Origin of the sequence: Streptomyces sp. CA2R106, from assembly GCF_037034245.1 — a bacterium.
Classification (GTDB): domain Bacteria; phylum Actinomycetota; class Actinomycetes; order Streptomycetales; family Streptomycetaceae; genus Actinacidiphila.
In genome coordinates, this window is the sequence record NZ_JBAGKC010000019.1 from 80,534 (window position 1) to 93,981 (window position 13,448).

General features: G+C 71.6%; 14 protein-coding genes and 2 pseudogenes. 13 read left to right on the forward strand and 3 right to left on the reverse strand.

Translation table 11 applies throughout. The features are described from left to right. The first annotated feature begins 89 nt into the window (after nucleotides 1-89). Complete coding sequence (locus tag WA788_RS24135; protein WP_335980735.1) at nucleotides 90-1,475, forward strand: hypothetical protein; 1,386 nt, start codon at nucleotides 90-92, stop codon at nucleotides 1,473-1,475. 83 nt (nucleotides 1,476-1,558) lie between these two features. On the opposite strand, the gene WA788_RS24140 is transcribed toward WA788_RS24135, so the two are convergent. After that, nucleotides 1,559-1,912, reverse strand: a complete 354-nt coding sequence (locus WA788_RS24140) for a WhiB family transcriptional regulator (RefSeq protein WP_435124665.1) — start codon at nucleotides 1,910-1,912, stop codon at nucleotides 1,559-1,561. Between the two features lie 257 nt (nucleotides 1,913-2,169). After that, nucleotides 2,170-2,979 carry a DUF1707 SHOCT-like domain-containing protein gene (locus tag WA788_RS24145; RefSeq protein WP_443034088.1) on the reverse strand — a complete coding sequence of 270 codons (810 nt, stop codon included), beginning with the start codon at nucleotides 2,977-2,979 and terminating at the stop codon, nucleotides 2,170-2,172. Between the two features lie 156 nt (nucleotides 2,980-3,135). Between WA788_RS24145 and WA788_RS24150 the strand changes: the two genes are divergently transcribed. From WA788_RS24150 to WA788_RS24185, 8 genes and pseudogenes are all read left to right on the forward strand, one after another. Continuing rightward, entirely contained in the window at nucleotides 3,136-4,791 is a 1,656-nt protein-coding gene (locus WA788_RS24150; RefSeq protein ID WP_335980738.1) for a fumarate hydratase, read from the forward strand. A gap of 71 nt (nucleotides 4,792-4,862) precedes the next feature. Further along, the gene (locus WA788_RS24155; protein ID WP_335980741.1) at nucleotides 4,863-5,084 is read left to right on the forward strand and encodes a DUF397 domain-containing protein; all 222 of its coding nucleotides are present in this window, start codon (nucleotides 4,863-4,865) and stop codon (nucleotides 5,082-5,084) included. Nucleotides 5,085-5,110: 26 nt separating this feature from the next. Then, complete coding sequence (locus WA788_RS24160; RefSeq protein WP_335980743.1) at nucleotides 5,111-5,479, forward strand: hypothetical protein; 369 nt, start codon at nucleotides 5,111-5,113, stop codon at nucleotides 5,477-5,479. A 100-nt stretch (nucleotides 5,480-5,579) separates the two neighbouring features. After that, on the forward strand, nucleotides 5,580-5,771 hold the full coding sequence (locus WA788_RS24165; RefSeq protein WP_335980745.1) for a hypothetical protein: 192 nt from the start codon (nucleotides 5,580-5,582) through the stop codon (nucleotides 5,769-5,771). Further along, nucleotides 5,758-6,282 (forward strand): DUF6879 family protein, encoded by a 525-nt coding sequence (locus tag WA788_RS24170; RefSeq protein ID WP_335980746.1) that lies wholly within the window; start codon nucleotides 5,758-5,760, stop codon nucleotides 6,280-6,282. The genes WA788_RS24165 and WA788_RS24170 overlap by 14 nt, the downstream gene beginning before the upstream one ends. After that, nucleotides 6,255-6,392: pseudogene (locus tag WA788_RS24175) on the forward strand (helix-turn-helix domain-containing protein); the annotation flags it as partial. The gene WA788_RS24170 and the pseudogene WA788_RS24175, both read left to right, overlap by 28 nt. A gap of 62 nt (nucleotides 6,393-6,454) precedes the next feature. Continuing rightward, nucleotides 6,455-6,928 (forward strand): annotated as a pseudogene (locus tag WA788_RS24180) (DUF5753 domain-containing protein); the annotation flags it as partial. Between the two features lie 206 nt (nucleotides 6,929-7,134). Beyond that, on the forward strand, nucleotides 7,135-8,202 hold the full coding sequence (locus WA788_RS24185; protein ID WP_335980747.1) for a protein-L-isoaspartate(D-aspartate) O-methyltransferase: 1,068 nt from the start codon (nucleotides 7,135-7,137) through the stop codon (nucleotides 8,200-8,202). Between the two features lie 12 nt (nucleotides 8,203-8,214). On the opposite strand, the gene WA788_RS24190 is transcribed toward WA788_RS24185, so the two are convergent. Next, nucleotides 8,215-8,811 (reverse strand): TetR family transcriptional regulator, encoded by a 597-nt coding sequence (locus tag WA788_RS24190; protein WP_435124677.1) that lies wholly within the window; start codon nucleotides 8,809-8,811, stop codon nucleotides 8,215-8,217. Nucleotides 8,812-8,920: 109 nt separating this feature from the next. Here WA788_RS24190 and WA788_RS24195 point away from each other — a divergent pair, with 109 nt between their 5' ends. The 4 genes from WA788_RS24195 (at nucleotide 8,921) to WA788_RS24210 (ending at nucleotide 13,408) form a co-directional block, all read left to right on the forward strand. Continuing rightward, nucleotides 8,921-9,991 carry an NAD(P)-dependent alcohol dehydrogenase gene (locus tag WA788_RS24195; protein ID WP_335980748.1) on the forward strand — a complete coding sequence of 357 codons (1,071 nt, stop codon included), beginning with the start codon at nucleotides 8,921-8,923 and terminating at the stop codon, nucleotides 9,989-9,991. 186 nt (nucleotides 9,992-10,177) lie between these two features. After that, nucleotides 10,178-11,563: a class II fumarate hydratase gene (locus WA788_RS24200; RefSeq protein WP_335980790.1), complete on the forward strand. Its 1,386-nt coding sequence runs from the start codon at nucleotides 10,178-10,180 to the stop codon at nucleotides 11,561-11,563. Between the two features lie 66 nt (nucleotides 11,564-11,629). Then, nucleotides 11,630-12,316 carry a cytidylyl-2-hydroxypropylphosphonate hydrolase gene (fomD, locus tag WA788_RS24205; RefSeq protein ID WP_335980750.1) on the forward strand — a complete coding sequence of 229 codons (687 nt, stop codon included), beginning with the start codon at nucleotides 11,630-11,632 and terminating at the stop codon, nucleotides 12,314-12,316. 393 nt (nucleotides 12,317-12,709) lie between these two features. Next, complete coding sequence (locus tag WA788_RS24210) at nucleotides 12,710-13,408, forward strand: class I SAM-dependent DNA methyltransferase (protein WP_435124686.1); 699 nt, start codon at nucleotides 12,710-12,712, stop codon at nucleotides 13,406-13,408. Nucleotides 13,409-13,448: the final 40 nt, after the last annotated feature.

Genomic DNA, 13,448 nt, shown 5'->3' on the forward strand with positions numbered 1-13,448 from the left:
GACCGCGACGGAGGGGCGTGACGATGAAACGTGCGAGCGGGGACGGAAGAGCAGCGGGGACGGGCCGGCAGCGGAGCGGCAGGTGGCGGTTGGCCGGGCGCGTCACAGCGGCAGGCGCCGCGATCCTCGCGCTGGGCGCCGTGTCGCTGGCCGGCGCGGGCCCGGCGAGCGCGTCGCCGGGGACGCCGGGCAAGGCGGTGCGCGCCTCGTCCACGGCAGCGGCGAAACTCGAACTGACGGTGCACCGCGTGTCGGACGCCAGCCAGCAGGCGATGGACGACACCTTCGCCAACAGCAGCATCGATGCCATCGCGAACTCGGTGAACCACCACCTGCACGCCGTCAGCGGCTCCTCGTGCACCGCCGACGAGCGGGCCACCGTGCCGCTGGACCCGGCGACGGGCAGCGCCTACTGCTGGGACGCGGGCGACGCCGGCACGCAGAACTGGTCGCCGCAGGGCATGACCTCGTCCGGTGACGCCGACGCCGACGGCATGTGGGGCACCGACCGCGTGCTGCTCTCCGGCTGGGCCAGCGCGCCCCACACCACCGCGATGGGCCGCATCGCCGTCATCAACGACACCGAGGGCTCGGCGAACAGGTTCGGCTACCGGTGGGTGCTGCCGGTGATCCCGACGTCCGGCGGCACCGACTTCGCGCGCTTCGGCTCACACATGGGCGGCATGGTGTGGTGGGGCGACAAACTCCTGGTCACCGCATCGCTCGACGGCGACGCCCACCACAACGCGATCTACGTGTTCTCGACCAAGCACATCTACCGGGCCACCACGAACGCCTCCTGGATCGGGCACCGCGGCAGCGAGGTGTCGGCCCACGGCTACCAGTACTTCTGGCCGGCCATCGGGTCGTACAGCGTCACGTCGTCCTGCACCTACGACGACCACAGCGCCGACCGGCTGCCCTGTTTCGACGGCCTGTCCATGGACCGGTCGCAGAACCCGTACACACTGGTCGCCAACGAGTGGGTGAGCTCGGGCCTGACCGGGGTGACGTCCCGCATCTGGCGGTACAAGCTCGCGCCGACCAGCCGCCTCATGCCGATCGCGGTGAACAGCGCCGGCCATGCCGACCCGATCGACGTGTACGACACGGACATCGTCGGCATGCAGGGCACGCTGAACCGCACCGAGGACGGGGAGCGCGTCGTGTACACCGCCGACTCCCTGGGCAGCCCCGGGGTGCACGGCATCCCGTGGCGGGTCCCGCTGCCCGGCAGCGGCACGCAGACCGCGGCGAACGCCACCACCTCCACCGGCGGCAGCACCGGCGCCCAGCACACCTGGGCCCAGCACTCGGAGGGGATGACCTTCATGGCCGACCTCGACCAGGCGTGGGCGCAGACCGAATGGGCCGCAGGGCCCAACGGCGAGTACCCGACCAGCGGCACGGTACTGCGGCAGCGGATCGTGTTCGCCGTCCCGATGGGCGACCTGCGGTCCTCGCTGACGTCCTGACGGCGCCCGACGTCCCGACGGCCGACGGCGTCCGGGCGGCGTCCTGACGGCCTCCTGACGGCCTCCGATCGCCGCCGCGCGGCTCAGCCCGCGGCGGCGATCGGCGGGGCCGCGTGCTGAAGCTCCACCTCGCGGCGCCGCCGCCGGGCGAGTACCACCCGGCGCTCGGCCGCGGTCATGCCGCCCCACACCCCGTACGGCTCCGGCTGGAGGATGGCGTGCTCGCGGCACTCCAGCATCACCGGGCAGCGCGCGCAGACCCGCTTGGCGGCCTCCTCACGCGACAGCCGGGCCGCCGTCGGCTCCTTCGACGGGGCGAAGAACAGCCCCGCCTCGTCGCTCCGGCAGGCGGCCTCCGAGTGCCAGGGACCACCGAGATCCCGCGGATGTCCGAGCGGGAGCGTGGGGTCCGTGGCGGGCTCGATCGGTTGAAGCACGGGAAACTCCTGACGACGGCTTGGGGCCCCAAGGCGCGGAACTGGGGGGATTGCCACGCTTGCCCGTCACCACCCGGCGCCCGGGCGGTGCTGGGCGAGCAGCCGTGCGGCGGCGTGCCGTTCCCCTACCCGCTGTGCGCGACTTCATGCGCACCGTGTTCGTTCCCGCGTACGACCGTCGCTCCGGCGTACGCCGTATCGGACGCCCGGCCGGCGCGCCGCGGGCGGCCGTCGGGCCCCGGCGCGCCCCGCTCACGTCAGGCGCTGAGCCGCTTCTTCGTCCAGTCGACGACGGTCTTGCCGCGCTTGGCCTTGGCCTCGACCCCGCCCCAGAACGCGACGCCGGTGACCCGTACCGACGGCGCCTGCGGGTCGGGCGACTCGAAGGCGCGTACGTCGGCGCCGCCCATGACGCCGATCACACCGCTGCCGTGCAACGTGACGTTCTCCGGCACCCTGATGCTGATGCCGCCCATCACCGCGGTGCAGTGGATGACCAGTTCGGGCGCGGTGAAGGTGGCCTCGGTCAGGTCGATCTCCACGCCTCCCATGACCGCGACCGCGGTGATCCGGCTGCCGACCCGCCAGCGCCCCTTGCGTTCCGCGCCGCTCAGCACGGCCACGAGGTTGGGGTTCTCGCCGGTCCGGCCGACCGCGTACGGACGGGCCGCGGGGGCGGGGGCGGACGTGTTCCCGGCGGGCAGATCCCGTACCAGCGGCTCCAGTTCGCCCATCGTCTTCGCGGCGTAGACCCGGTCCAGCCGCTCGGAGTGCTCGGACGCGTCGAGCCGGCCCTCGGCGAGGGCCTCGCGCAGGATGTCGGCGAAACGGTCGCGGTCGGCGTCGGAGGCGCGCAGGGTGCCGGCGGCGGGCGGCTGGGGGGAGGGTTGCGCGGGCGCGGGTGCGGGCGCGGGGGGCTGGGCGGGCGCCTCTGCGGGGGGCTGGGCGGACGGTTGCGCGGGCGGCTGGGCGGACGGTTGCGCGAGGTCCGCCGCGGGCTCGGTCACGGGCGCCGCCGCGGGTTCTGCCGCGGGCGGTGGGGGCTTCTGGAGCGGCGATTCGTCCACTCCGCCACGGTACACAGACGCGATAGATCGCGACTACCCCGAAGACCCCTGAACGCTCCCCTAGGGGGCGGCCCCGGCGCCCCCCGGGAAGGGCCGCGGCGGGGGGATCTACTCTGAATACGCTTCAGCGTCGACGCAGCCTGTGAGGATGCCGCAATGCCCGAGTTCACGTACACGGATCTGCTTCCGCTCGGTGCGGACCCCACGTCGTACCGCCTGGTCACCGCCGAGGGAGTCAGCACCTTCGAGGCGGACGGCCGCACCTTCCTGAAGGTCGAACCGGAGGCGCTGCGCCGGCTCGCGGCCGAGGCCATGCACGACATCTCGCACTACCTGCGCCCGACCCACCTCGCCCAGCTGCGCCGCATCCTGGACGACCCCCAGGCCAGCCCGAACGACCGCTTCGTGGCCCTGGACCTGCTGAAGAACGCGAACATCGCCGCGGCCGGGGTCCTCCCGATGTGCCAGGACACCGGCACCGCGATCGTGATGGGCAAGCGCGGCCAGCAGGTGCTGACCGAGGGCGGCGACGAGGAAGCCCTCTCCCGCGGCATCTACGACGCGTACACCAAGCTCAACCTGCGCTACTCCCAGATGGCGCCGCTGACCATGTGGGACGAGAAGAACACCGGCTCCAACCTGCCGGCCCAGATCGAGCTGTACGCCACCGACGGCGGCGCGTACAAGTTCCTCTTCATGGCGAAGGGCGGCGGCAGCGCCAACAAGTCCTTCCTCTACCAGGAGACGAAGGCGGTCCTCAACGAGGCGTCGATGATGCGCTTCCTGGAGGAGAAGATCCGCTCGCTCGGCACCGCCGCCTGCCCGCCCTACCACCTGGCGATCGTGGTCGGCGGCACCAGCGCGGAGTTCGCGCTCAAGACCGCGAAGTACGCCTCGGCGCACTACCTGGACGAGCTGCCGGAGTCCGGGTCGCCGGCCGGGCACGGCTTCCGCGACAAGGAGCTGGAGCAGCAGGTCTTCGAGCTGACCCAGAAGATCGGGATCGGGGCGCAGTTCGGCGGGAAGTACTTCTGCCACGACGTGCGCGTGGTGCGGCTGCCGCGGCACGGCGCGTCCTGCCCGGTGGCGATCGCGGTGTCCTGCTCGGCCGACCGGCAGGCGCTGGCGAAGATCACCGCGGAGGGCGTCTTCCTGGAGCAGCTGGAGACCGACCCGGCGTGCTTCCTGCCGGAGACCACCGACGAGCACCTCGACGACGACGTGGTGCGCATCGACCTCAACCGGCCGATGGACGAGATCCGCGCCGAGCTGACCAAGTACCCGGTCAAGACCCGGCTGTCGCTGTCCGGGCCGCTGGTCGTCGCGCGCGACATCGCGCACGCCAAGATCAAGGAGCGGCTGGACGCGGGCGAGGAGATGCCGCAGTACCTGCGCGACCACGCGGTGTACTACGCCGGTCCGGCCAAGACGCCCGAGGGGTACGCCTCCGGGTCCTTCGGGCCCACCACGGCGGGCCGGATGGACGCCTATGTCGAGCAGTTCCAGGCAGCGGGCGGCTCGTTCGTCATGCTCGCGAAGGGCAACCGCTCGCAGCAGGTCACCAACGCGTGCGCCGCGCACGGCGGTTTCTACCTCGGCTCCATCGGCGGGCCCGCGGCGCGGCTGGCGCAGGACTGCATCAAGAAGGTCGACGTCCTGGAGTACGCCGAGCTGGGCATGGAAGCGGTCTGGAAGATCGAGGTTGAGGACTTCCCGGCGTTCGTCGTCGTGGACGACAAGGGCAACGACTTCTTCCAGGACCCGGCCCCCTCCCCCACCTTCACCTCCATCCCGGTCCGCCCGGGCGCCTGACCCGGATCTGGACCCGGGGTCCCGGGGGCGGGACGGGCCCGGGGGCCGGGCATCGCGGAGGAGTACGCCAGATGATCACCATCCCCGGCCCCAGCAGCACCGCGTGGGTCAAGAGCAGCTACAGCGGCGGCGAGGGCGGCAACTGCCTCGAATGGGCCCCCGCCCTCGCCCCCCACGGCACCGTGCCCGTTCGCGACTCCAAGGACCCCCACGGCCCCACCCTCACCTTCACCCCGACCGCCTGGACCGCCTTCGTCACCGCGGTCCGCACCGACGAACTCCCCACTGCCTGACCGCCATCCCCCGCAGGGAGACCCGCATGCTCGACGGCGTACTGATCGCGGAAAGCCTGCGGGTCGGCAGCGTCCTGGACGAGGTGCCCCTACACCTCACCCGGATACGCCGCATCGAGGTACCCGGCGCCGCACCCGCCCAGCCCCGCCACTGGACCCTCCTCGACTTCCAGGCCGAAGAGGCCGACGCCGAGCGCCTGGCAGCCGCCCTGTCGCGCTGCCTGGCGCCGACCGGCGGCTGGTACGCCAACTTCAATACCCCCACCGAGGCATACGTCGTCTTCCCCGACCGCGTCTTCCACTACCCCCGCGGCAACCCCGAAGCCCGCGCCGCAGCGGTCACCCACGCCCGCACCCTGGGCATCCCCACCCCCCAACTCGACTGGCAGGACTGACCCAAGGCAGCCGGTTTCCCGTTCCCGCACACACCCATCCTTGACCGCCGCTCGCCCCGCCCTGAGGATCGAAAGAACACCAGCGCGAAGGGGGATACCGATGCAGGTCACCGTCCTCACCCGGATCTGTGACAAAAAGGAATGCCCGACGCTCTACCGGACCGACCGAGGCACTCTCCTGGTCCAGGGCTACACGGGAGACGATCACGGACTCGCCATGCCGCAGGGCGAAGGGGTCGTGGAGATCCCGGTGGAACTGCTGAAGAAGGCCATTGCCGATGGTGTCCTCTAAATCCCTGGGCGACCTCTTCGATTCATTCGAACGTGAGGCCTTCCGACTTGAGACGCTGGATGATTACAGCAGGTCGGGTAACGTCGAGGCATTTCGGTCGTATCTGTCGGGCGGGTCTCAGCCGGATGACTACAACGCGGACTGGGTGGAGGAAGTCAGGGGTGCAACCGAGTCGGGCAAGCGAATCTACCGGGTCCACGTACTCAGCCGTCCACTGACCCCCTACCTCAAGTTCGAACTGGGCTGGGGCTACCGGAAGAACGCGGCAGCGGGCGAAGAGTTCTCCATCCTCGACACAACCGAGGCGCTCAACCCCCTCGACGGCGTAGGGGACTTCTGGCTGTTCGACGGCGAGGAGGCCGCGACGATGAGATACGACGTGACCGGGGCGTTTCTCGGCTCCGAGGTTCTGCCACCGGACAGGGCAGCGGAGTTCGTCGCGTACCGGGACGTCGCGCTCGCTCATGCGCAGCCGTTCGCGACATGGTGGGAGCAGCACGGAGAAGCGTGACGAAGACCGAACTCGGATCGGCTCTACGTGAGTTGCGGACAGCATCCGGCAAGGAGGCCAAGGCGGTTGCCCGAGGCTCCGCCATGTCCGCCAGTAAGCTCAGCAAGATCGAGACCGGCAAGCTCACTCCGAGCGTCATCGACGTCCAGAGCATCCTCCTGGCCATCGGCAAACCCCCGCATACATCGGCGCGGTGCTGGCACGGCACGAACTCACCGCCGACGCACACGCCCGCACACTGGCCGCTCGCATGGAGCGACAGCAGGTTCTCCACGACCGCGGCAAGCAGTTGCGGTTCGTCATCACCGAGTCGGTGCTCCGCTGGCGCATCGCCCCACTCGACGTCATGACCGGCCAACTGGACCGGCTGATCGACGCGTCCCGACTTCCCAGCGTCGACCTGCGTGTCGTCTCCCAATCGGCTCCCCAGCACGACTTCCCCTCGCACTCCTTCGCCATCAGGGACGAGCGGCTGGTCACAGTCGAGACGGTCCACGCGGAACTGGTGGTGACCGATCCTCGGGACATCAAGGAGTACGTCGACAAGTTCGACGGCTTCTTCTCATCGGCTCTTTCCGGCAGCGAAATGCGGGCGGAATTGGAAGCAGTCAGAGACGAATACGTGCGCGAACAGGAAACCAGCTAGGTGCGCCTTCCAGCGGCGACTAACGTGAGATGGACCGAACACCATCAAGCGGCCGAGGAGTTGGGGACCGTGGACGCGATGAGGACGATCGTCAGTGCCGGCGGGGACGGGGACGGCGATGGGCATCCGGGGACACCCTGGACACCGCCGGAGGAACCGCCGAGCCCGGACGGGTCGACGCCACCCGGGGACGGGACACACCGGAAGTGAGCCAGGCGTGGGACTGCGACGGGGTGGGCGAGGGATGGGAGGAAGCGTTCAGGGCGGTGGCGCGGGAGGCGTTCTTGCCGGAGGTGATATGGCCGTACGACATGCGGGAACGGCGGTCCGTGATGGTGGCGAGGTCGCGCGACCTTTCGGCGTGGCGGGAGTTCGCCGCAGGGGACGTACCGATCGTGACGCAGTGGGACGACGGCGCCCATGAGGGCACGAGCCCGGGCCGCGTGGCAACGTCGTCCTCGTCGATGCCGTCGGTGGTGGCGGCGATGCTCGCCGACCGCCTGGGCGCCGCGAACGTGACGACGGTCGAGGTGGACCCGGCGGTGGCGGCTGCGGCCCGCGCCGCACTGAAGCGGACCGGCCACCACCCGACGGTGATCACCGGCGACGGCCGGACCGGACACGCGGCCCGGGCGCCGTACGAGCGGGTGATCGCGACCTGCGGGGTCCGCGCTATCCCCCGCGCGTGGATGGCGCAGACCGCGCCGGGCGGGCTGATCGTGGCACCGTGGGGGACGCACTTCGGCAACGGAGACGCCGTGGTCCGGCTTGAGGTCGCGGACGGGGTGGCGGTGGGGTGGTTCACCCGGCGGGTGGAGTTCATGAAGCTGCGCGCGCAACGTACCGCGGTACAGCACACCGACCGCGTTCCGCCCGAGGGCATCGCCGTGGCCGAGCCGTCCACCACCGAACTGACCGAGGCGGACCTGCTCGGCACCGGCATCGAGGACCTACCGTTTCTCCTCGGCCTGCGGCTGCATGGCTGTGTCCAGGCGGTCGCGGACCGGCGCGGTGCCACCCGCCCGGTCTGGTTCTACGGCCGCACGGACCCCTCCTGGGCGGTCGTCGTCTTTCACGGGAGCCAACGGCCCGCCCGCGTGTGGCAGTCCGGCCCGCGCCGGCTGTGGGCGGAGGTCGAGGCCGCGGTGCGGTGGTGGCAGGCGCAGGGCCGTCCGGGGCTCGACCGCTTCGGGCTGACCGCCACGGCAGGGGGCACGTCCACCTGGTTGGACACACCCGGAAACGTCATCTCGTCGGACGGGCCGCCGCGTTGAGCGGAAGCGCGCTTACGGGGTGACCGCCCGCCGTACGCAGTCCCGCAGGAGCTCGCGGCGCTGCTCGTGCAGTTCGGCGGGTTCGTCGGCCGCGGCCGCGTACACGTTGCTCACCGGCGACCAGGCCATGGACATCGCGATGACCAGGGCCATGATGTCGAAGGGGTCGCCCGGTCTGATCCGCCCGGCGGCCTGCGCCACGGCGATCGCGCGGAGCTTGTGGTCGTCGTAGCGCCGGGGGTCGTCGGTCAGGTGGCCGGTGGGGCGGCGCTCCAGGCGGGCCCAGGTGGCGAGGCGGATGAGGTCGGGGCGGGCCAGGTACTCGTCGTAGAGCCGCACGGCCCAGTCGGCCAGGTCCTCCACGTCGATGGGCACCACGTTGGTGATGCGCTCCAGCGAGCCGAAGAAGATCGCGTCGAAGAGCTGTTCCTTGTTGCCGAAGTAGCCGTAGAGCTGCGCCTTGTTGGTGTGGGCCGCGGCGACGATCCGCTCCACGCGGGCCCCGGCGATGCCGTACCGGGCGAACTCCTGCGTGGCGGCGTCGACGATCCGGCGGTAGGTGGCGGCGCCGCGCGCGCTGGACGGCTGGTCGGACAGGGGGCCGGGCATGGGGCCCACGTTAACAGACAAAACGGTCGGTTTGCCGGAGCGCCCCACGCGCCCTACGCTGAAACAGACCGAACAGTTTGTTTGCGATCCGAGACCGCGAAGGAGCCCCATGCGCACCACCACCGCCTGGCAGGCGGACGCCACGGCGCCCACCCTCCACCGCACCACGATCCGGCGCCGCGACCTGCGCCCGGACGACCTCGCGATACGCGTGGACTACTGCGGCGTCTGCCACAGCGACCTCCACGCCCTGCACGCCCCGCGCGCCCACCAAGGCGACGAGGGTGCCGCCTTGGTGCCGGGCCACGAGTTCACCGGCACGGTCCGCGAGGTCGGCAGCGCCGTCACCGGCTTCGCCCCCGGCGACCTGGTGGCGGTCGGCAACATCGTCGACTCGTGCGGGACCTGCCCGATGTGCCGGGCCGGCCAGGAGAACTTCTGCCGCGACTTCCCGACCCTGACCTACGGCGGCAGCGACCGGCGGGACAGAACCACGACCCTGGGCGGCTACGCCCGCGAGTACCTCGTGCGCGAGGAGTTCGCGTACCACCTACCTGCCGGCCTCGACCCGGCCGCGGCGGCCCCCCTGCTGTGCGCGGGCATCACCGTCTGGGAGCCGCTGCGGGCCCTGGGCGTGGGCCCCGGCAGCAAGGTCGCCGTCGCCGGACTCGGTGGGCTGGGGCACCTCGCGGTCAAGCTGGCCGTCGCGCTCGGCGCCACCACGTCCGTGATCAGCCGCACCCCGGACAAGGCCGAGGAGGCGCGCGGCCTGGGCGCGGACCGGCTGGTCGTCTCCACCGACCCCGCGCAGATGGCGGCCGTCCGGGACCGGTTCGACGTGGTCCTGGACACCATCTCCGCGCCCCACGACCTGTCCCCTTACCTGCGCGTCGTCGCCATGGACGGCACGCTCAGCCTCCTCGGCCACATCGGCCCGGTCACCTTGGACACCATCGACCTGCTGATCGGCCGCAAGAAGCTCAGCTCCGCCGGGAGCGGCGGCCGCCCCGCCACCGCGGCCCTGCTGCGCTTCTGCGCCGAGCACCAGGTCACCGCCGACATCGAGCTGGTGCCCTCGGCCCGGGTGAACACCGCGCTCGACCGCCTGGCCCGCAATGACGTCCGCTACCGGTTCGTGCTCGACATGTCCGATCTGGACGCGCCGGCGGACCAGGGCTGAGGGCGGTCAAGGCGCCCCGGAAACAGGGCCGGTGACCTGCCGTTCGACCGCCGGGAACGGGTGCGCGACTGCATATGCACGCCACCGGCCGAGCGTGATCCATTACACGAACGAGTGAACGGGCAAGGGAACAAAGGGGGCGAGCGCGGCACTGTAAAAGGTATGGACGAGGGCATCGGCAAGGGCATGGACGACTTCCGGATCGAGCACGACTCGATGGGCGAGATGCGGGTCCCCGCGGCGGCCAAGTGGGGCGCGCAGACCCAGCGCGCCGTGGAGAACTTCCCGATCTCCGGGCAGCGGATCAGCCGCGCGCACATCGAGGCGCTGGCGCGGATCAAGGCCGCGGCCGCGAAGGCCAACGCGGAACTGGGCGTGATCGAGGCCGACATGGCGGCGGCCATCGTGTCCGCCGCGGCGGAGGTCGCCGAGGGCCGCTGGGACGAGCACTTCCCGATCGACGTCTTCCAGACCGGCTCGGGCACCTCGTCCAACATGAACACCAACGAGGTGATCGCCGCACTGGCCACCGAGCGGCTGGGCCGCCCCGTGCACCCGAACGACCATGTCAACGCCTCCCAGTCGTCCAACGACGTCTTCCCCTCCTCGATCCACATCGCCGCGACCGCGGCCGTCACCGGCGACCTCGTCCCGGCGCTGGAGCACCTCGCGGAGGCGCTGGAGCGCAAGTCGGCGGAGTTCGCGGGCGTGGTCAAGGCCGGCCGCACCCATCTGATGGACGCCACCCCGGTGACGCTGGGCCAGGAGTTCGGCGGATACGCGGCCCAGGTGCGGTACGGCGTGGAGCGGCTCACCGCGGTGCTGCCGCGGCTGGCCGAACTGCCGCTGGGCGGCACCGCGGTGGGCACCGGCATCAACACCCCGCCCGGGTTCCCCGCCGCGGTGATCGCCGAGGTGGCGCGGGCGACCGGGCTGCCGCTCACCGAGGCCCGCGACCACTTCGAGGCGCAGGGCGCGCGGGACGGCATCGTGGAGGCGTCCGGCCAGCTGCGGACGATCGCCGTGGGGCTGACGAAGATCGCCAACGACCTGCGGTGGATGGCCTCCGGGCCGCGCACCGGCCTCTTCGAGATCAGCCTGCCCGACCTCCAGCCGGGCTCGTCGATCATGCCCGGCAAGGTCAACCCGGTGGTCCCCGAGGCGGTGCTGATGGTGGCCGCCCAGGTGGTCGGCAACGACACGGCGATCACCGTCGCGGGCGCCGCGGGCAACTTCGAGCTGAACGTGATGCTCCCGGTGATCGCCCGCAACATCCTGGAGTCGGTGCGGCTGCTGGCGAACGTCTCCCGGCTGCTCGCGGACCGCACCGTCGACGGCATCACCCCCCACCCCGAGCGCGCCCGCGAGTACGCGGAGTCCTCGCCGTCCGTGGTCACCCCGCTCAACCGCTACATCGGCTACGAGGAGGCGGCGAAGGTCGCCAAGAAGTCGCTGGCGGAGCGGAAGACGATCCGCCAGGTCGTGATCGAGGAGGGGTACGTCGCGCGCGGCGCCCTGACCGAGGCCCAGCTCGACGCGGCCCTGGACGTGCTGCGGATGACCCGTCCGTAGCCGGTGATCATCGCTGCGTAGTGGGAGGTGACCCATCCGTAACAGTGGGTTCCGTAAACTCCGTTCATGACAGCCGACCTCGACACCACGCAACCGGACGGACCGAACGCACCGCAGCCGCCCCGCTGGGCCGCCGGCGACCAGGTGCTGTGGCGCTACCGCGGCAACGGCTCGGACGAGGTGCACATCTGCCGTCCGGTGACGGTGGTGCGCGACGCCCCGGACCTGCTCGCGGTGTGGCTGGCGCCCGGCACGCGCTGCATCAAGCCGGTGCTCGCCGACGGCACGCCGGTGCACCAGGAGCCGCTGGCCACCCGGTACACCAGGCCGCGCACCCGGGCGGTGGAGCAGTGGTTCGGCGCCGGGGTGCTGAAGCTGGCCCGGCCGGGGCAGCCGTGGTCGGTCTGGCTGTTCTGGGAGCAGGGCTGGCACTTCAAGAGCTGGTACGTGAATCTGGAGGAGCCGCTGCGCCGCTGGTCGGGCGGGGTGGACTCGCAGGACCACTTCCTCGACATCTCCGTCCACCCGGACCGCACGTGGTACTGGCGGGACGAGGACGAGTTCGCGCAGGCGCAGGCCGACGGGCTGATGCCGGCCGAGCAGGCCGCCCGGGTGCGGCAGGCCGGCGAGGACGCGGTGCGCGCGATCCGGGCCTGGGCGCCGCCGTTCCGCGACGGCTGGCCGGACTGGCGCCCCGATCCGGCGTGGCCGGTGCCCGCGCTGCCGGACGACTGGGACCGCCCCGCGGTGTGAATATGCCGCCCCCGGCATGACCTTGGGTAACCGTCGGTACGGCGGCGGGCGCGCGGCGGCGCGCCGCGATCCGGCCGCCGGGGCGCGCGGCAAAGGTGCGGGCGCCGGGCGCGATCCCCTTGGCACGCCCCCGGCTGCCGACCGTAGGATCGTTCCCGGGAAGCCTGCGCAATCGGCTGGCACGGCCTAGAGTTTGACGCCACGTCACGGGGGTACAAACGAGTGCCGCTCCTGTGCATATGCCGTACACCGCACCACCCGACCCACCCGGCCCGGCACTGTTCCACCCCGGTCCGCCCGCCCGTCCCGTAGCAGCCCCGCCCCACCCCCGCACCAGCTCCGTTCGTCACAGCACGTCACAGCGCGTCACAGCAGTCAGGGAGGTCCTGAGCAGTGGATTCCGACGGTTACGAGCCCGTTGGCACGCCCTCCACCAACCCCGCGGCGGCAGCGGGGCGGGACCGTACCGGCCAGGCCGAGGCGTTCGACGCCATCGGCGACCGGTACGACGAGGCGTTCCCCCACAAGGACGGACAGCTCACTGCGGGCGGGTGGCTGATCGCCGAACTGCCGGCCGGCTCCCGGGTGCTGGACCTCGGCTGCGGGACGGGCCTGCCGTCCGCCCGGCAGTTCACCGACGCGGGCATGCGGGTGACCGGGGTGGACCTGTCCGCCGGCATGCTGGCCCGGGCCAGGGCCAACGTCCCCGAGGCGGAGTTCCTCCAGGCCGACATCGCCGACCTGGTCGAGGGCGGGCCGCTGGCGCTCGGCAGCTTCGCCGCGGTCGCGGCGTTCTTCACGCTGCTGATGCTGCCCAGAGCGGAGATCCCCGGCGCGCTGACGGCCATCCGCGACCTGCTGGTGCCCGACGGCCTGCTGGCGCTCGGCATGGTGGAGGCGGACGTCGACGACGTCTCGATCCCCTTCCTCGGGCACAGCATCCGGGTTTCGGGGTATCTGAAGGACGAACTGCTCGGCATCGTGGCGGACGCGGGCTTCGAGGTGGTCAAGGAGACGTCGTACACGTACGCCCCGGCGAGCACCGACGTGCCGCCGGAGGAGCAGATCTTCCTCTACTGCCGACGCGCCTGACCCAGCCCAGGCCGAAGCCCCGCCGCGCGCTGTCCGAGGC

Coding starts and splice junctions, on each gene's coding strand:
- WA788_RS24160 (WP_335980743.1), top strand. CDS start 5,111: ATGCTCGACGGCGTACTGATCGCGGAAAGCCTGCGGGTCGGCAGCGTC.
- WA788_RS24155 (WP_335980741.1), top strand. CDS start 4,863: ATGATCACCATCCCCGGCCCCAGCAGCACCGCGTGGGTCAAGAGCAGC.
- fomD (WP_335980750.1), top strand. CDS start 11,630: ATGACAGCCGACCTCGACACCACGCAACCGGACGGACCGAACGCACCG.
- WA788_RS24150 (WP_335980738.1), top strand. CDS start 3,136: ATGCCCGAGTTCACGTACACGGATCTGCTTCCGCTCGGTGCGGACCCC.
- WA788_RS24170 (WP_335980746.1), top strand. CDS start 5,758: ATGGTGTCCTCTAAATCCCTGGGCGACCTCTTCGATTCATTCGAACGT.
- WA788_RS24190 (WP_435124677.1), bottom strand. CDS start 8,811: ATGCCCGGCCCCCTGTCCGACCAGCCGTCCAGCGCGCGCGGCGCCGCC.
- WA788_RS24165 (WP_335980745.1), top strand. CDS start 5,580: ATGCAGGTCACCGTCCTCACCCGGATCTGTGACAAAAAGGAATGCCCG.
- WA788_RS24195 (WP_335980748.1), top strand. CDS start 8,921: ATGCGCACCACCACCGCCTGGCAGGCGGACGCCACGGCGCCCACCCTC.
- WA788_RS24200 (WP_335980790.1), top strand. CDS start 10,178: ATGGACGACTTCCGGATCGAGCACGACTCGATGGGCGAGATGCGGGTC.